Annotated in this window: 20 protein-coding genes and 1 pseudogene; 13 read left to right on the forward strand and 8 right to left on the reverse strand. The window is 50.4% G+C overall.

All coding sequences use genetic code 11. The annotated features are described in order from the left end of the window. Position 1 precedes the first annotated feature (1 nt). Positions 2-869 (forward strand): annotated as a pseudogene (locus tag AM329_RS04900) (ion transporter). Positions 870-900: 31 nt separating this feature from the next. On the opposite strand, the gene AM329_RS04905 reads toward AM329_RS04900, so the two are convergent. Beyond that, the gene (locus AM329_RS04905; RefSeq protein WP_006810881.1) at positions 901-1,230 is read right to left on the reverse strand and encodes an HI1450 family dsDNA-mimic protein; all 330 of its coding nucleotides are present in this window, start codon (positions 1,228-1,230) and stop codon (positions 901-903) included. Between the two features lie 33 nt (positions 1,231-1,263). After that, positions 1,264-2,724, reverse strand: coding sequence for a cardiolipin synthase (gene cls, locus AM329_RS04910; protein ID WP_003856750.1), 1,461 nt, complete (start codon positions 2,722-2,724; stop codon positions 1,264-1,266). A 143-nt stretch (positions 2,725-2,867) separates the two neighbouring features. On the opposite strand from cls, the gene AM329_RS25775 reads away from it, so the two are divergent. From AM329_RS25775 to leuE, 4 genes are all read left to right on the forward strand, one after another. After that, positions 2,868-3,041, forward strand: coding sequence for a YciY family protein (locus tag AM329_RS25775; RefSeq protein WP_017384232.1), 174 nt, complete (start codon positions 2,868-2,870; stop codon positions 3,039-3,041). Between the two features lie 118 nt (positions 3,042-3,159). Next, on the forward strand, positions 3,160-3,288 hold the full coding sequence (locus AM329_RS26315) for a KPN_01571 family protein (RefSeq protein ID WP_208985927.1): 129 nt from the start codon (positions 3,160-3,162) through the stop codon (positions 3,286-3,288). A gap of 11 nt (positions 3,289-3,299) precedes the next feature. After that, entirely contained in the window at positions 3,300-3,710 is a 411-nt protein-coding gene (locus AM329_RS04915; RefSeq protein WP_032609416.1) for an Exc2 family lipoprotein, read from the forward strand. A gap of 67 nt (positions 3,711-3,777) precedes the next feature. After that, positions 3,778-4,413: a leucine efflux protein LeuE gene (leuE, locus tag AM329_RS04920; protein ID WP_006810877.1), complete on the forward strand. Its 636-nt coding sequence runs from the start codon at positions 3,778-3,780 to the stop codon at positions 4,411-4,413. Between the two features lie 110 nt (positions 4,414-4,523). Here the strand turns inward: leuE and AM329_RS04925 are convergent, their stop codons facing one another. Both AM329_RS04925 and AM329_RS04930 read right to left on the reverse strand, forming a co-directional pair. After that, positions 4,524-5,534: a tyrosine-type recombinase/integrase gene (locus AM329_RS04925; RefSeq protein ID WP_032609415.1), complete on the reverse strand. Its 1,011-nt coding sequence runs from the start codon at positions 5,532-5,534 to the stop codon at positions 4,524-4,526. A 96-nt stretch (positions 5,535-5,630) separates the two neighbouring features. After that, positions 5,631-5,930: a helix-turn-helix transcriptional regulator gene (locus AM329_RS04930; protein ID WP_014884155.1), complete on the reverse strand. Its 300-nt coding sequence runs from the start codon at positions 5,928-5,930 to the stop codon at positions 5,631-5,633. Positions 5,931-6,054: 124 nt separating this feature from the next. On the opposite strand from AM329_RS04930, the gene AM329_RS04935 reads away from it, so the two are divergent. From AM329_RS04935 to AM329_RS04965, 7 genes are all read left to right on the forward strand, one after another. Continuing rightward, complete coding sequence (locus tag AM329_RS04935; protein WP_014884154.1) at positions 6,055-6,330, forward strand: regulatory phage cox family protein; 276 nt, start codon at positions 6,055-6,057, stop codon at positions 6,328-6,330. A gap of 166 nt (positions 6,331-6,496) precedes the next feature. Beyond that, a complete protein-coding gene (locus tag AM329_RS04940) occupies positions 6,497-6,997 on the forward strand; it encodes a hypothetical protein (RefSeq protein WP_014884153.1) in 501 nt (166 codons plus the stop codon). Positions 6,998-7,063: 66 nt separating this feature from the next. Further along, positions 7,064-7,282 (forward strand): DUF2732 family protein, encoded by a 219-nt coding sequence (locus AM329_RS04945; protein ID WP_014884152.1) that lies wholly within the window; start codon positions 7,064-7,066, stop codon positions 7,280-7,282. 22 nt (positions 7,283-7,304) lie between these two features. Then, positions 7,305-7,568 carry a DUF5405 family protein gene (locus tag AM329_RS04950; protein WP_014884151.1) on the forward strand — a complete coding sequence of 88 codons (264 nt, stop codon included), beginning with the start codon at positions 7,305-7,307 and terminating at the stop codon, positions 7,566-7,568. A gap of 1 nt (position 7,569) precedes the next feature. After that, positions 7,570-9,867: a replication endonuclease gene (locus tag AM329_RS04955; RefSeq protein WP_032609413.1), complete on the forward strand. Its 2,298-nt coding sequence runs from the start codon at positions 7,570-7,572 to the stop codon at positions 9,865-9,867. Then, complete coding sequence (locus tag AM329_RS04960) at positions 9,864-10,148, forward strand: hypothetical protein (protein WP_032609411.1); 285 nt, start codon at positions 9,864-9,866, stop codon at positions 10,146-10,148. The genes AM329_RS04955 and AM329_RS04960 overlap by 4 nt, the downstream gene beginning before the upstream one ends. A gap of 147 nt (positions 10,149-10,295) precedes the next feature. Further along, positions 10,296-10,850 (forward strand): hypothetical protein, encoded by a 555-nt coding sequence (locus AM329_RS04965; protein WP_032609409.1) that lies wholly within the window; start codon positions 10,296-10,298, stop codon positions 10,848-10,850. 681 nt (positions 10,851-11,531) lie between these two features. Here the strand turns inward: AM329_RS04965 and AM329_RS04970 are convergent. The 4 genes from AM329_RS04970 to AM329_RS04985 all read right to left on the reverse strand — a co-directional run bounded on the left by AM329_RS04970 (position 11,532) and on the right by AM329_RS04985 (position 16,376). Beyond that, positions 11,532-12,050 (reverse strand): hypothetical protein, encoded by a 519-nt coding sequence (locus tag AM329_RS04970; protein WP_032609407.1) that lies wholly within the window; start codon positions 12,048-12,050, stop codon positions 11,532-11,534. A gap of 2 nt (positions 12,051-12,052) precedes the next feature. Continuing rightward, complete coding sequence (locus AM329_RS04975; protein WP_032609405.1) at positions 12,053-13,252, reverse strand: ATP-binding protein; 1,200 nt, start codon at positions 13,250-13,252, stop codon at positions 12,053-12,055. A gap of 327 nt (positions 13,253-13,579) precedes the next feature. Then, positions 13,580-14,605 carry a phage portal protein gene (locus AM329_RS04980; protein ID WP_032609403.1) on the reverse strand — a complete coding sequence of 342 codons (1,026 nt, stop codon included), beginning with the start codon at positions 14,603-14,605 and terminating at the stop codon, positions 13,580-13,582. A gap of 1 nt (position 14,606) precedes the next feature. Further along, a complete protein-coding gene (locus tag AM329_RS04985; protein ID WP_032609402.1) occupies positions 14,607-16,376 on the reverse strand; it encodes a terminase ATPase subunit family protein in 1,770 nt (589 codons plus the stop codon). 166 nt (positions 16,377-16,542) lie between these two features. Between AM329_RS04985 and AM329_RS04990 the strand changes: the two genes are divergently transcribed. Continuing rightward, the gene (locus AM329_RS04990; protein ID WP_032609401.1) at positions 16,543-17,397 is read left to right on the forward strand and encodes a GPO family capsid scaffolding protein; all 855 of its coding nucleotides are present in this window, start codon (positions 16,543-16,545) and stop codon (positions 17,395-17,397) included. Positions 17,398-17,412: the final 15 nt, after the last annotated feature.

Here is a 17,412-nt window from a genome sequence, read left to right on the forward strand (position 1 = left end):
CATGATGTCAGCCCTTATTTTTCGAGGTTAATGTGTCGCGATTATTCACGTCGGCCCGTCAGCGGCTGTATCACCTTTTATTTGATCCTGAGACGGTTTCCGGTCGCCGTTTCGAAGGCCTTTGTGGTTTATTTGCCCTGATTAGCGTCATTATTATCTTTATCGAATCCGGCGCCGGAACGCAGTACCATATGACGTATGAGGAGTGGCACGTTTTCGTCTGGCTGGAATTGATTGTCACGCTGGTGTTTACCGCGGAATATGTGCTGAGGGTCATTAGCTGGCCAAATCCGGCGAAATACGTTTTCAGCTTCTGGGGGTTTATTGATTTAGCCACCATCCTGCCGCTGTATGTCATGTGGCTGTGGCCTGAGATCAGCCTGAATTATGTGTTTGCCTGGCGTGCAATGCGGGCGATTCGCGTGTTACGAATTCTCAAACTGCTGCGCTTTATGCCGTCGCTGCGGGGTTTTTGGGTCGCCATTGTCAGCGCCCGCCACCAGCTGATTCTCTTCTATTCGTTTATTGCTATCGTGATGATCGTTTTTGGCTCCCTGATGTATTTAATCGAAGGGCCAAAATACGGGTTTACCACGCTTAATGCGTCTGTTTACTGGGCTATCGTCACGGTGACCACCGTGGGCTATGGCGATATTACCCCGCATACGCCGCTCGGACGTATTGTGGCATCGGTTCTTATCCTGATCGGCTATTCAGTAATAGCGATACCAACGGGGTTAATTACCACCCATATGAGCAGCGCCTTCCAGAACAGCAAGCAGCAACGCAAATGTCCGAAGTGTCAGCAGGGGAATCATGAACCCGGCGCGCGGTTTTGTCACCGCTGTGGAAATGCTTTACCGGATTAAATAAAAAAGGCTGCGCGGGCAGCCTTTTTTATTATTCGCGCCAGAGAATATGGCACAGTTTGTGGTCTTTCTCGCGGCACAGCAGGACGCGGGCAAAGATGTCGTTAATTTCTCCGCCGTCTTCATCTGCCAGGCCAATCACCACCTCGGCGAAGAAGTCCGGATTGAGGTCAAAATCGACGTGTTCGGCCCAGTCTTCAGACGGATCGAACAGCTCAGCACCGCCACGCTCTTCAAATTGCAGGTTGAAAAGAATGACGTCAGCAGGGTCGAGATTATCGACCGCCAGCTCGAGAAAAATATCGTAGGCCTGTTCGAGCGTTTCGTCTTCGGTCAGGCGATTGTTCAGATCCATTTCCATGATGACTACCTGTTAAACATCGTTGGGCACGTTTTACAGCAACGGGCTAAAGAAGTAAAACAGTCGTTCGGCAATTCGCTGCCAGAGCGGACGTTTCGCCCACAGTCTGGCGTCCAGCAGGCGTGAGCGGGAGATATAATCGTCCTGAACCGCCGCCAGATCGCCACCGAACCCGGCGTCATCAATGACCAGCGTAATTTCAAAATTCAGCCACAGACTGCGCATATCGAGGTTGACGGTACCCACCAGGCTCAGCTCTCCGTCCACCAGCACGCTCTTGGTGTGTAACAGCCCGCCTTCGAACTGATAAATTTTAACGCCTGCGGCCAGCAGCTCACTAAAGAACGCGCGGCTTGCCCACCCGACCAGCAGCGAATCGTTCTTGCGTGGCATAATAATGCTCACATCCACTCCGCGCTGTGCCGCTGTACAGATGGCATGCAGAAGATCGTCGCTGGGAACGAAATAGGGCGTGGTCATGATCAGATATTCCCGCGCGGAGTACGCGGCGGTCAGCAGTGCCTGATGGATCAGATCTTCCGGGAAGCCAGGACCGGAGGCGATAGTGTGGATAGTGTGCCCGCTGGCTTCCTCAAACGGCATGATATTGCCATCCGGCGGCGGGGGAAGAATGCGTTTCCCGGTTTCAATTTCCCAGTCGCAGGAGTAGACGATGCCCATTGAGGTCGCGATCGGTCCCTCCATCCGCGCCATCAGATCGATCCATTGCCCCACGCCGGAATCCTGCTTGAAGAAGCGGGGGTCAACCATGTTCATGCTGCCGGTGTAGGCGATATAGTTATCGATCAGAACCATTTTCCGGTGCTGGCGGAGATCCATGCGGCGCAGAAAGACGCGGAAAAGATTCACTTTCAGCGCCTCGACCACCTCGATACCGGCGTTGCGCATCATGCCTGCCCACGGGCTACGGAAAAAGGCCACGCTGCCGGCGGAGTCCAGCATCAGGCGGCAGTGGATACCGCGACGTGCAGCGGCCATTAGCGATTCGGCGACCTGGTCCGCCATGCCGCCCGGCTGCCAGATATAAAACACCATCTCGATATTATGCCGGGCGAGCTGGATATCACGGATCAGCGCCTGCATCACATCATCAGAAGAGGTCATCAGTTGCAGCTGATTGCCTTTTACCCCAGCAATCCCCTGGCGGCGTTCGCACAGCTTGAACAGAGATGCGGCCACGCTGCTGTTCTCTTCAGCGAAGATATGCTTGCAGGCTTTAAGGTCGGCAAGCCATTTCGCCGTGGAGGGCCACATGGCGCGGGCGCGTTCGGCGCGGCGTTTACCCAGATGAAGTTCACCGAAAGAGAGATAGGCGATGATGCCCACCAGCGGCAGAATGTAGATAATCAGAAGCCAGGCCATGGCGGAAGGTACCGCTCTGCGTTTCATCAGAATGCGCAACGTCACCCCGGCAATTAACAGCCAGTATCCTAAAATGACCAGCCAACTCACCACGGTGTAGAAGGTTGTCATAAATAAAAAATCCTTTTGAAAGCGTATTGTTATGAGTTTACGCATCAGGATTCATCTGGCAAATAAAAACGGCAGATAAAAGCGCTGGTTTGCCGCCTGCTTAGGCATATAATGGCATCTCTGTTAGAGAAAGAGTTGTAGACATGAAGCGCAGTAGAACTGAAGTTGGGCGCTGGCGCATGTTGCGACAGGTGAGTCGTCGTAAGGCTCGTTGGCTGGAAGCACAATCCCGCCGCAATATGCGTATCCACGCCATCAGAAAATGTGGCCTGAACAGACACCGTAACGCGCTGTTGTTCGCAGTCCAGGACATCTGAAAAGCATGAAGGGCACCGTAAAGGTGCCCATTAAACATCCAGGCTATCAATTTTTGCAGTCTCCTTCCGTTTGCTTTCCGCGATATACTAAGTCCCCATAACGTCATGATATTAAAAGATGAATCCTTATCTCTGGATTTTTATTGTACTTTTGGCGCTGGATGCGCTCAGAGAAGATTTAGGACTTTCGTCATTTTCCTCATTGGCAGATTATGTTTTCGCATGGGGAATACATTGGCTTTATTAAAGGAAAAAAGGATGAACGGAAAAGTAATGGCAGCACTCTTTGGGATTGCGATATTAAGCGGTTGTGCCAGCAGCAAAACCTCACCCGAACGGCACGCGTTTTATTTCGTGTCGCATCAGTCCAGCTTTACTGGCGGCAATTACACCTCCAGCGTGCAGAAAAATTATCAGCTGAACGTGGCGCAGTTCCGCGAGCTTTATGCCCGGGGCAAAGCTGACCGCGCGGAAGGGCGGACTCAGGCTGAAGCCAGTGAATACGCGCAAAGCATTCGCGATCAGCTGAAAGAAAATGCGAAGTCGCAGGAATTGTTCGCAGGCAACGCGAAGGATAAATGGTCTTCGGACATGGACAGTAAAGACGCCCTGTTATTTGGTAACGAACTGGCCGCGACTTATCTTGATGGCTATAACGGCGTACAATAGCGCAACTGATTCAGGGGATACCGTAATTACCGGTATCCCCGCTGTTTTTGAGCGAAAGGAGTGAGACGTGTTTGCGGAGTTTGGTGTACTGAATTTCTGGACCTATGTTGTCGGCGCATTTTTTATCGTGCTGGTTCCAGGACCGAACACCTTGTTTGTGCTGAAAACAGGGATTGGCCACGGCGTTAAGAAAGGCTATCTGGCAGCCACCGGTGTGTTTATTGGTGATGCCGTGCTGATGTTTCTGGCCTGGGCAGGCGTCGCCGCGTTGATCCAGACCACTCCGGTATTATTTAATATTGTCCGCTATCTGGGCGCGTTTTATCTGCTGTGGCTGGGCGGAAAAATGCTCTGGTCCGTTATGACGCGTCAAAAAAATGCGCACGAAAGTAGCGCCGAACCGGCAAGCGCAATCCTTAAGCGTTCGCTGGTGCTGAGCCTGACGAACCCGAAAGCGATTCTCTTTTACGTGTCGTTCTTCGTACAGTTCATTGATGTCAATGCGAAGAATACCGGCACGTCGTTCCTGATCCTCGCCACAACGCTTGAGCTGATCAGCTTCATGTACATGAGCTTCCTGATTTTCTCAGGCGCGTTTGTCACGCGTTACCTCAAAACCAAAAAGAAACTGGCGAAGCTGGGGAACGGGCTGATAGGTCTGCTGTTTGTCGGATTTGCGGCGAGGCTGGCGTCGCTGCACTGAATGAAGAAAAGGCTCCTGAGGGAGCCTTTTTAATATCTGACGTAGCTGGAAAGCCGCGCCAGACAAGGCTTCACGTTTTACTACTAGCAATCAAAAGCCATAAAAAGCGGCTAGGGTGTGGACACATTGTGGACACTCTTACGACCATTTGCACCCTTCAACGGGTTAAGCGAAATCGCGTCCTGCAGGTACTGAGGAGCGAAGTGCGCATAGACCATTGTCTGCGCAATTTTCGTATGACCTAAGATCCTCTGCAGTGTGATGATGTTGCCCCCGTTAATCATAAAGTGCGTGGCGAAAGAGTGTCGCAGCGCATGTGTCGCTTGCCCGGCCGGTAAATCTGGCTTAACCGCTTTGAGGATTCGCCTGAATTCAGCATAACTGGCCTCAGCAAACAGAAAGCCCCTTGTTTTACCGACTATGTAAGCCGCAACGTCGTCAGAGATCGGAACCGTTCGCGGTGTGTTGGTTTTCGTCTTAACGAAAGACACCCGGTTATGAATCACGTTCTCCGCTTTCAGCCTTGCAGCCTCTCCCCATCTTGCCCCGGTACTCAGACACAAGACGGCAATTTTACGATTGTCTCCTGATAGCGCTGCCAGTAAGGCGTCAATTTCCTCAAGAGTGAGATAGCCCGTTTCGGCAGTCTGCTCTTTCAGTTTTTTGAACCCTCTGAACGGATGCTCGCCGTTATACATTTCTGACTCAATCAGGGTTGTGAACATCCCACCTAGTGTGATCAGGTCGCGGTTGATGGTAGTTGGCTTAATACCTTCACCCCGGCGTTGAGCACAATATTGCGTTATCAGGCTCTTGGTGATCTGGAAAGCGCATGGGTTACCGGTCATCGTTTCGAAACGCTCAATTTTCCTGAGGTACGATTGACCGTGTTCCTCGTGTTTACCTTTCAGCTTCCACCATAACTCTTTCAGTTCTGACAGTTGGCGTTTGTCCGTGGGTTTTGAAAGCCATTCCTTTGAGTGATGGTTATATTGAGTATGCTTTTCAAAAGCCATCGCCTCGCTTTTCTTGTCGAACTTCCGACGGATGCGTTTTCCGTTACGCCCAGCCGGTCTAATGTCCACTTCATATCGACCATCATCGAGCTTTTTAACAGACATAAAGCCTCCCGATGATGTTACTGCGTACTTCAATTTCCTGATTTAGATAACAAAAACTCACAGTGCATTTTCTGCACAAATAAGCCCCATAGATGGTTAGCCAGTTTTCTGGTCTGAGTGGGGTGACGTTGTTGTCTGCTGCCCAAAGTGCGCGAGAGCCGGTGCAATCTGCCCAGCTTCGGGTGTTATTTGATCAGTCATAAACCACATGGTGTATTTCGTGAAGCGCGGGTGCTGGAGGATTTTCATGATTTGTTCGATTCCCGGCTTTTTGTCGCCGGCTTCATAACTACAAAAAGAACCGTAAACGATTCCAGTTAACTCACTGAATTGTCTCCTATTTAACCTTTCTGACTCTCTTATCAGCTTGATTTTTTCATGGATCTGTATTGACATAAAATCACCTATAGTTGAACATTATCACCTATCGTAGATTTATATAATCGATAGGTGAATCACCTTTTAGAGCAACTAAACCCTATTTAGAGCAATTAATCACACTAAAGGAGAATCGTAACAGATGAGTAACCAGCTTGTAAGCAGAACAGATGCGGTTCCATATCAGGAATTTGCCCGTCTTATTGGAAAAACTCCCGCAGCGGTTAAAGGGATGATTGAGAAGGGCAAGTTGCCTGTTGTTGAGATGACCGATCCGCAGTCAACGAGTGGGCGCGCAGGGGAATATTGGGTTTATCTGCCTGCCTGGAACAAGGGTATGAAGATGGCATATGACAGCCGCCCGAAGGAAATTCGTGATGGTTGGCTGATGTGGCTCGGATTAGGGGAGCCAGTATGAATAGTGAACCTCGCTGTATTGCACAGTTGCTTCGAAGAGAAAGTCCTAAACCTACCAACTTCACTATTACTCACGGTCGTGGACGCAAGGGCATCATCATCCGAACCCGAAAGCTGGGCGTTATCGAGAAACTTCGCCGCTTGGTCAAAAAGAGAGGACTGTGGTTATGACGGTAATGACACTTGACGTGATCCAGAAACAACCAATAGCGCTTCGCGGTCTAGTCTGCAAGTATCTGGCTAAGCCTCGCTGGCAGGACACTTGCGATTTTTACAATCAGATGATGGAGCGGGAGCGTCTTACGGTTTGTTTCCACGCTCAATTAAAACAGCGTCACTCTGTTATGCGCTTAGAGGAAATGACCGAAGCCGATCGTGAGCGTCTTGTTTGTGCGCTTGATGAATTGAGAAATGCATTTGCCCGGCACCGCCAACTTGGCGCGTCAAAAGCAACTTTCATCAGCCGCCTGACCGTCAGCCAAAGACGCTCATTGTTTCTTCATGCTGGACTGACAGAGCAGGAATTTATGATGCCGCACTGGCGTTTGAATGAGGAGGACTGTTATTGGCGTGACAAACTTTTCCGCGCTCTGCGAGAGCTGTTTAGCCTTTTTGAGTACGCACCAACCATTTTAACCTCGGTAAAACCTGAGCAGTATTTACATTAATTAATCTGGATTCGATTTATTACGCGCCTTACAGCGTGGGGACTCCTTTTGTCCGGAGATAGGCAAATGCAAAAGCAAAATACAGCGCAGCGGGGGATGTATTCGGCACTTCTGGCGCAGGCAGTAAGCGAGGCACAGCGCGACTTGGCGACCCGTTTCTCTTCTCAGTTTGATGGGCTTATCGCGTACATCAGTAAGTCAGAACTTAATCGTACCGAGATTATCGAGTTATTAGGCCAGGAGTCGGAAAAGTTACACAACTCAATTTTCGGTAGAGCTGGTTAACCACTGTTAACAGGAAGCAAAAATGAGCATACACATCGAGATTAATAACCAGTACGTCATCACCAGTGACCGCTATCAATTCATTTTGCAGGAAAAAAAGACCGCAACATCCGGGAAGAATGAAGGTAAGGAATGGTTGGACGTTGTGGGTTACTACCCAACTATCCCTAAGCTTATCTCAGGCTTGGTTTTGCATGATCTTTTGACCAGCGATCTTACCGGCTTTTCAGCTTTGGAAGCTCGGATTGAACGCATGGGGAAGCAATGTCTGGACGCTTTTAAATAATATGTCCAACGAACCTCGGGGGCGTGTTGCCCCCTCGCCACCACCACCATTTTTGAAGGGCGCCAGTGATTCATTCGTTGGTGCTTATCCCTGGAATAACGTCATCAAAGAGGCCATTGGCCGCGACAGACCCCTTACACGTGCCGAACTCCGTCAGGTGCAAGGTGTTTTAAACCGGATTGACCGTCTGCCGTTTTTCCTGCAAACGCTGTTTACATCGCGTTATAACTTCATCCGCCGTAAAAAGAGCCCTTTAGGTGGGCTGTATTTCCTTAAAAACACGTTTGAGCGCAAGCTGCTGCCGCGTCTTGAGCGTGTTAATGAGTTGTGCGGGATGAATGAATCCGCCTCGATTGGTTTCCTGTCCGAGCGCGACCAGTATGCGCGCTTACCAGATATGAATGACAAAGAACTCAGGAAATTTGCGGCCAGAATTGCCTCTCAGCTCTGGAGCAAATACGAGGAGTTAAGCGACGCCTGGGCGGAGGCGCACGGCGGGAAAGAAACACTTTTCACCGATGAAGCTCAGTCGCACCTATACGGTCAAGTGGCCGGTGTTGCTCGCGCTTTTAACATCACCCCTATGTACTGGAAAAAATACCGTAAGGGTCAGATGACGATCCGCATGGCATTTTCCGCTATTTCACGACTGATTAAAGACGAGTGGTGGGTTAACCAGCTCAAGGCGCAGCGTATGCGCTGGCGCGAGGCGCTGCTCATCGCTGCCGGTGAGGTCAACAAAGACCGCTCCCCCTACGCCAGCAAAATGGCGATCCGCGATGTTCACGCGCGCCGCCAGGCTAATCTCGAATTCCTGAAATCCTGCGAGCTGGAAAACAAAGTTACCGGCGAACGTATCGACCTCATCAGCAAGGTCATGGGGAGTATTTCAAACCCTGAAATACGTCGCATGGAGCTAATGAATACCATCGCCGGGATTGAGCGCTACGCGGCCAGCGTTGGTGACGTGGGGATGTTTATCACGCTGACCACTCCATCGAAGTATCACCCGACCCGTCAGGTTGGCAAAGCTGAAAGCAAAACTGTGCAGCTCAATCATGGCTGGAACGAAACCGCATTCACGCCAAAAGACGGCCAGCGCTATCTCTGCCGAATCTGGAGCCTGATGCGTACCGCTTTCAAGGACAACGATTTGGAAGTGTACGGGATGCGCGTTGTCGAACCGCACCACGACGGCACGCCACACTGGCACATGATGCTGTTTTGCAAACCCGGTCAGCGTAAAGCCATCAACGAAATCATGCGTCGTTATGCCCTCAAAGAGGACGGACACGAAAAGGGCGCAGCAAAACAGCGCTTTGAGTCCCGTCATCTTAATCAGGGCGGCGCGGCGGGTTATATCGCTAAATACATTGCCAAAAATATCGACGGCTATGCGCTCGACGGCCAGCTGGATCACGACACTGGCAAACCTCTTAAAGATACGGCCGCCGCCGTTACCGCATGGGCGTCTACATGGCGCATCCCGCAGTTTAAACCAATTGGCCTCCCGACAATGGGCGCTTACCGCGAACTGCGTAAGCTGCCGCGTGGCGTAAGTATTGCCAGCGACTTTGACGACAGGGTCGAGGCCGCGCGAGCTGCTGCAGATGAGGGTGACTTTGAGCGGTACATCATCGCGCAGGGTGGGGCAAACGTTAAGCGTGACGCTCAGGCCGTTAGGGTCGCGCGTAAGGTGACGGATGAGGTCAACGAATACGAGGAAGATATCGAGAGGGTGGTCGGGATTTATGCCCCTCATCTCGGGGCTGACCGTGTCCATGTAACCCGTACAGCCGAATGGCGAATCGTTCCAAAGGTTTTGGTCGTTGAGCCTTTGACCTTAAAAAGCGGCTCTGCCGCGCCTCGGAGTCCTGTCAATAACTGTGGAAAGCTCACCGCCGCTGGCGATCCAGTTATGACACCCACACCGTCTGAGCAAGCCGCAGCGGTGTTAAATCTGATTGAGCGCGGGGTTATCGGCTGGAATGAGCCGGACGTCGTGAAGGTGCTTAACAGGGCGTTAAAAGCTGGCGCACCGCGCAAAAATTGGCAGCAAAGAAGCAATGCGCCGCTCAAAACCAGCGAGCAAGCGCCATCAGCCAGGATGACAAAACCCGAAAGGGATCGCGTCGCAAAAATTCGTTTCGATTTAGCTCAGGAGGGCATTTCCCCGGAACGGTGGGAGCTCGATGCGCTGACTCGTGGGGCAATGGTGATTTATGGCGATAAAAAATTCAGATATCCGGTTGCTGATGAGTGGCCGGGAAATTCAACTAAAAAGGAGTGGGCTTTATGAAAACTTATTACATCCATCCGATGGCATTCGGTAGCACACAAGACCCAGGACACGGCCATGTGCACGTTGTTAAGGCTGATGAAGCAGAGAAGCGCATAGCAGAACTGCAGGCGCGGGAGGTGAAATTACCTGAACGTTATGAAGTTGAAATGTGTCCCACGCCGTCCCCGAATGGGGAAGTGCGCATTCTCTACGCAGCCCTTAACAGTACACCAACGATAGCAACGCCACCGGTGCTGAAACTTGCTTTCAGTGCCGGTGGTGTTGAACAACGTTATTAATCAGATATCTGCAAAAAAATTGCTCGCTTTGACATTTTGCATTTACGGGACGAATTATTTAGATATAGGATTAGCTCAGGCTGACAAGAGCATGACTTTATAAGTCATTAATTAGTATATAATTTATGAGCATTTAAAGGTGTAATGATGTCAAAATTCGATGAACTATGCGCGGCATACAAAAACTTTAGGTCTGAATATTCATCTGTAAGGGAGGATGCAATTAGTTTTTCAGGCTGGCTAGTTGCACAATATCTATCATATTTGGGGATAGACCACAGCTCACCCGCATTCAGGTTGATACCTTTAGTGGGTGAGGAAAAGGTCAATTCAACATACAGCCCTTTCGGCGCAACACATCTTGGCGATGATGGCTACTGGTGTATGGGGATTAGGCTTACAATTTACGAGCAGAAAAATATGCACCCTCAACTTCCTTTGCAAATCGGGATCAAGTTCCTCCGCAACATTGATAGTTCTCATACTGTAGGTCTCTTGGGCTCGGACTCAACATTTAAGGTATCGCGTGATGATGACGGGCGTGAATTGAATGTCTTCTTCGATTCGATACAAAAAGAAATCCAAAAAGTCCTAAAGGCTCAGGCTGATTTTTTGCATGGAAAAAATAATAAAATGAGCACCATCGGATTTATACAGCAACAAGTTGATGATGATCTCAAAGCAGAAAGTAGCGGGGAATAATGAGTTTTAGCTGGCCTTTTTGGGGCCAGCTTTTCACTGTTAGTGTCAAAGATAGCTGCGCATGAATCAGGTGCATTAGATTGCATGCGATTAGGATATTTATTAATAGCATTTAGCGCCAGCGCTGGCGCGGGTCGGCTCTCCCGTTGCACCTGCATGAAAAGATATACATCAAGCGGGCAGGCGAGGCGGGGATAGCACTGCGCGCCAGAGGCGGTGACAGGATTTATTTTGCGCGTCTGCGCGCGTCGTGGTGGCGCTCTGTGGTATGAGGTCGGTCAATGGAAAGTTCACGCGCTTGCGTTGCATGTGCGTCGTCTGGCTTGCTCTGATGATGTGCCGCCCGGAGGCGACATTTAAGGCGGGGTTTACTCTGTATCGATGTTGTAATCCTTAAAGCGGATCTCCTAAGAGGTGACCGGCAGTATCGGCTCGCAGTTGTCGGATATTCGTTAGTGATGAAGTGGTGCATCCGATTGTTGCGGGGGCGCGCATTCGTCATTGCAGTGGAATGTTCGCTGTAAAAAATGGGCGACTGCAAATCGTGAAAGCCCGGCGTTCCGGTGAAAAGGATAAACCTGCGATCGAATATCTAGTATTAAAAGAACTTATTACCAGATGGAGGAAGGCGGCCAAAAAATAGGCCGCCGCATATGAAGATTTTATATATGATTACAGCCGCTATAAAAAATATTTGTCATGAGATGATTGCTGTTGCGTATAGGCATTGAGTTGTGGGATTAAACCTCTGCTCCATAGAGAGGTTTTGTTTAAATTGATACTGTCCAATTTAACTAATCGATTGTGCAAGGCAATGAATTCATTTTTGAAATTATCAGAAGAAACGATTTTCGGGCAGAATGAAGAGTAAAGTGAACGGTTGCTCAAGCCGCAAGCTTTAGCAAGTTCATCTTCAAAGTTTTCTATCTGCTGAAATAAATGAATGTTATGTTTTTTTGCCAGTAAAAGATTTATGTTCTCTTTAAATCTTTCTAAGTTTTCAATCCTATCTGTGTCGAAAGTTATAATGATGTCATTAACTTCAGTTAATGAAGGTATGAATTTTTTTATGCCAACATTCCACAAGTTTACAATGACTATTTTTTTTATAGGATATCCATAGATTGATTTGAAATCCTTGAATAATGCTTTTTCAGTCTCTCCCTCTACGAGGACGATAGCAAATTTTTTGGCCGCCATAATCAGTCCTCGAACAACATTTCTTCAATCAATGAAACATCTGGAATGGTTCCAAAACAGTCATTCTTAACCAAGCTCAAAAGATTTCGGTCATTTTTTTTATGCTTGGCAGTAGCTTCTACAAAGGTGGTTAGCCCCTCTACTTTTTTTGTGAAAGTAAATGAATGCGTTGGCAAATCTAAACTCAATATATCGTAATTATGAGTTGTATAGATGAACTGACCATATCTACACAATTTTGAGATTATCAAAGTTACCATCATTTTTTCTAATTCGGTATGAGTAAAGGCCATCTTTTCATCTAGAAAATAAAGACCGCTACAAGGGAAATTCATTGCAGCCTCTTCATCCTTATCCTCCAGAATACCAGAGAGTAGATGGGTTATTTTTACAGCCTCATATGTGCCACGTGACAATCTATCTTTATTTGTTATTTCACCTTCCATATCAATAATGACTTTGTCACCATTATTGAAAAGTAAAGAGTACCCCTGAAGTTCTTCCTTGCCTTCTTCATCTTTAACTATAAGTCCTGAAACCGACTTAACGGTATTGTCAAAGGTTTTAAGTATGCTTTTTAATACGTTCTTCTTTATGCGTGATATTTTATCTGTATTCTCTTGGTTTTCAGAGAGAATAAAATGCCAGCCTAAAATAAAATCCAAGTCTTTTATATATTGGGTAAATTCTTTAGGGTTAGATTTCTCGGTAGAGAAGTATTTACTTGTTCCGTTAAGCTCAAATTTTTGTGTATCCCAGACAGAATCCAATCTTTTGGTTGTTTTAGCGCATGAATCCAGTTTCCTCAATTCAACGGACGCTATAGCAATTTTTTCTACAGAAACAGACTCATCACTTGCCTTAAGCCAAATACCAACCCTAAAAAGAGATTTTAAATGAACCTGAAAGAAATCAGCTTCAATGTATGCAGGCTTAGTTTTATCCGTCACCCTCAGTGGATCAGGATTGAATACACCGTTACTGATTAAGCGCACAACTGAGAGCATGACACGACCTAAAGATGTCTTGCCCGAAGCGTTTGCGCCTGAAACCACGCACACTTTTTTAAAGTAAAATTTTTCAAAGCCTTCGATGTACTCACCTTCCAGTGAGCTGTTGATCGGCGATCTGGAAAAGCTCAAATCAAGAATGCTGTTTTCAAAGCAAAAAAGATTGTCGATTTTGATTTTTGTAAAAGCCATTTTGTTCCACCTTTTGGAAGTAAATCCAACTATTGATGGAGTGTACATGTAAAAGGGAAGTAATCAACACATGATCAATAAACAGCGCACAATAGCGCACGGATTTGCACAATTTTTATGATGCACTTTACTCCCTTTAAGCCCATGCTGGGCGGGGGGCTGAGGCCATTTTTTTGTATGCACGGAAATTGAAGGGATTGCTGCGCGCAGGTGAGGGGGCAAGCACTGCGCGCCAGAGGCGGAGACAGGATTTATATTGTGCGTCTGTGTGCGTCGTCTGGCTTGCTTTGAGGATGTGCCGCCCGGAGGCGGCATTTTAGGCGGGGTTTACTCTTTATCGATGTTGTAATCCTTAAAGCGGATCACCTCCATTCCGAGCCAGTCGTTTATCTCTTTGAAACGCTCCTGCAGCGGTGTCAGCTCGTTGCGTACAAACACCCGCGCCACCTTCTCGATATCCCCCATCGAGCCGATGTTTTCAGGCTTGCCGCCCATGAGCTGGAACGGCACGCGGTGCGCATCGAGCAGGTCAGCGGCGCTCACTTTTTTGATGTTGAAAAAATCATCCTTTGTGGCGACTTCACTCAACGGCACAATCTTGATGCCATCCGGTTTCCCGTTCGGGGCATAGAAAAACAGGTTTTTAAAATTCCCGAGCCCTTTCGAGTCGCGCATCGCAGAGCGCAGCGCCTCGAGGTCGGTGCTGCTTTGCGCCGCGTCGGTCACGTACATGATGTAACCCGCGTGCGCGCCGTTCTGATAATACTTGCGACGAAACAGCGTGGCGGATTCATTCAGCCAGGCGGAATTGAGCGCGCTCAGGTATTCCGGCATCCCGTAGAGCTCCTGATTGATATCGGGCTCAAGCAAATGGCACACCGAACCGGGGGCGAACTGGTGCGGGCGCGTGTAGTCCGACACGTACCAGTAAACGCCATCCTCAACGCCACGTCGGGTGTATTTGGCCGGGGAGGTTTCCAGTTTAAAGAGCTGGCCGGTCACGCTCATGCGCTTTTCGAGATAGCCGTTGGCAAACACCAGATAATCGAGCACAAGGCGGCTGAAGTCCTGACGCGACAGCAACGGGTGCGGGATAAAGGTACTGGTCAGAATGTTGCGCTTTACGTAAATCGGGGAGCTGTGGTGTACGGCGGCGCGCAGGCTTTTTGCCAGTCCCGAGAAGTTGACCGGCGGCTCGTACCATTTGCCGTTATTGATGCACTCGACATAGTCGAGGATGTCGCGGCGATCCAGAACGGGTGACGGCTCACCAAAGGTGAACGCCTCCATTTTCTGCGGCGCGCTGGCGGTCATGCTGGTCTGTTTTGGCTGTTTGTTTTGGCGTTTTTTCATCTTAGTTAATATCCAGAATGGAGGCTGATTGCATACCGCTACCGGCGGAAAGCGGCTCGTTTAGCAGGGCGTGCATGGTCGCCCACGCGATATCCGCGTGGCTGGCTTCCTCGCTGCGGCTGGCTTCATAGGTGGCGCTGCGGCCGCTGCTGGTCATGGTTTTGCGGATAGCCATAAATGACTGCGTGATGTCGGTTGCACCGGCGTCGTATTCCAGACACCCGCGGCGAATGGTGTCTTTTGCTTTCAGCACCATTGCGGTTTTCATTTCCGGCGTGTAGCGGATGGCGCGCGCCGCCGGGAAGAATGAGCGCACGAGCTGGTAAACACCCTGGCCGATGCCGGTCGCATCGATGCCGATATAGTCGACGGTGTATTTCTCGGTCAGTGCCCGGATGGCCTCGGCCTGCGCGGCAAAGTCCATACCTTTCCACTGGTGACGCTCAAGGATGCGGAACTTGCCACCGGCAACCAGCGGCGGAGCCAGTACCGCGCACCCGGCGCTGTCGCCGGTGTGTGACGGGTCATAGCCAATCCAGACCGGGCGCCAGTTAAACGGACGGTCGGCGAACGGCTCGAAGTCTTCCCATTCTTCCATCGCATCGACCATGCAGCGCTGCAGCTCCTCGAACGGGAATACCGACGCCTTATCGTCAACGAATTCGCACATAAACAGGTTACGGAAGTCATCCGCGCTGTTTTCCTGCTTAAGCTGGTCGAGGTTAAACAGGGTGCAGCCACCGGCGAGCGCGTCCTCAATGGTGACAATCTGCCGCCACTGGCCGTCCCCGCACAACATGCCACCGGCGAGCGCCTGATGACTGATGTCGATGTCGACACGTTCCTCGCGGTTGCTACGGCCACGGTTAAACAGCTCGCCTGACCAGAACGGGTACGCGCCATGCGCCAGCGTCGACGGGGTCGAAAAATAGGTGGTGCGCAGGTGTGACTGCGAGGCCATGCCCGAGGCGACTTTGCGCAGCTTCTGAAAATTGGGGATCCAGAAAATTTCATCAACGTACAGGTCGCCGTTGTGGCTCTGCGCGGTGTTGGAATTGGTCCCGAGAAAAATCAGCTCAGCGCCATTGTTACCGATGACGATCGGGTCGCCTGACAGGTCGACGTCAACCAGACGGGCAAAGGCGATGATGTACTTACGGAACACGTAAGCCTGCGTTTTACTGGCCGACAAAAATATCTGGTTTTGCCCGGTTTTGAGCGCGCGCAGGAGGGACTCGCGCGCAAAGTAGAACGTCGCGCCAATCTGTCGCGATTTCAGGATGTGGCGGATGCGGTGCTCTAATCCCGCTCTATGCCAGCGGAGCTGATAGTCAAACGACTGGTCGAAGAAAATCTCTTCCAGCTTTTCAATCGCTTCATCACTGAAGAAATTGCGTTTCGGCTTTTTGCGATCCCCTTTGTTACGGCTGGCGATATTGGGGTTTAAATCCACCTCGTTTCCGGTCTGGCCGTAGCGGTTAACGCGCGCGAGCCGCTCCATCTGGCGCGACAGAAAATCAGCGACTTTGAAGTCATGCGCGGTCAGGTCTGGCTTTGCGTAGAGCTGAATAAGCCGCGCCTCTAACGTCGATTCCACGCGGTTAATCGGGGCGGTTTCCTCCCATCCATCGCGCTGTTTCCAGCTTTGCACCGTCGGGCGCTTGAGCTGCAGCATGTCGCAGATTTGCGGCACGGCGAACCCCTGCCAGTACAACAGGCGCGCCTGTCGTCGCGGGTCATTGAGCAGTGAAAGGTCAGTTGAAATGGTCATGCTTGCCTCGTTTTTGGTGTTACGTGGCAAGGCTAAGGAAATGGAGGGTAATTCGCGCTAAGTGCCTGTTGTGTCAGATCTAATCAGATCGTAAGCGGTGGCTGATACGGGTCAGAGTCGGGAAACTAAACCCGACCCGAAAACCCAACATCAGGACACCTGAACAATGGCAAAGAAAATCTCTAAATGGTTTCGCATCGGCGTCGAGGGTGACACCTGCGATGGCCGTGTCATCAGCGGCGATGATATTCAGGATATGGCCGACACGTTCGACCCGCGCGTCTACGGCTGCCGCATTAACCTCGAACATATCCGGGGGCTGATGCCTGACAGTCAGTTTAAACGTTATGGCGATGTGACCGAGCTCAAGGCGGAGATTATCAGCGATGGCTCAGCGCTCGATGGCAAAAAAGGGCTGTTTGGCAAAATCGCCCCGCTCGACGAGCTGGTCAGCATGGTTAAGGCCGGGCAGAAGGTTTACACCTCCATGGAGATCCGCCCGAACTTTGCTAACAGCGGCAAATGTTACCTCGTTGGCCTTGCCGTCACCGATGACCCGGCAAGCCTCGGCACTGAATACCTCGAATTCTGCAGCCGCGCCGCGCAGAACCCGCTTGCCGGTAAAAAAGACCAGCCGGACGACGTTTTCTCTGTGGCCTCACTGGCTGTGCTGGAATTTGAAGACGTCCCCGACACCATGCTCAACAGCCTGACCGATAAGGTTAAGGCCATTTTCAGCCGCAAGCAGGCCAGCGATGACATCCGTTTCGCCGATGTGCATGAGGCGGTGACCACCGTCACCGAACTGGTGCAGACCAACCTCACCGCCACCGACCAGCGCGTCACCGAGCTGGAGACCGAACTGGCGCAACTCAAGCAGTACGTGACCAGCAAGGCGGAAGAAAGCGCGCAGGCATTTAACGACCTCAAAAGCTCCCTCGATAACACCGAAAGCCAGCGCCAGCCGCGCCGCGAGCTTTCAAAAGGCGGTACGGGCGACGAGCTGCTGACCAACTGCTGATAACACGCCGGGCGT

Source organism: Enterobacter cloacae complex sp. AR_0002 (assembly GCF_001922365.1).
GTDB classification, from domain to species: Bacteria; Pseudomonadota; Gammaproteobacteria; order Enterobacterales; family Enterobacteriaceae; genus Enterobacter; species Enterobacter hormaechei_C.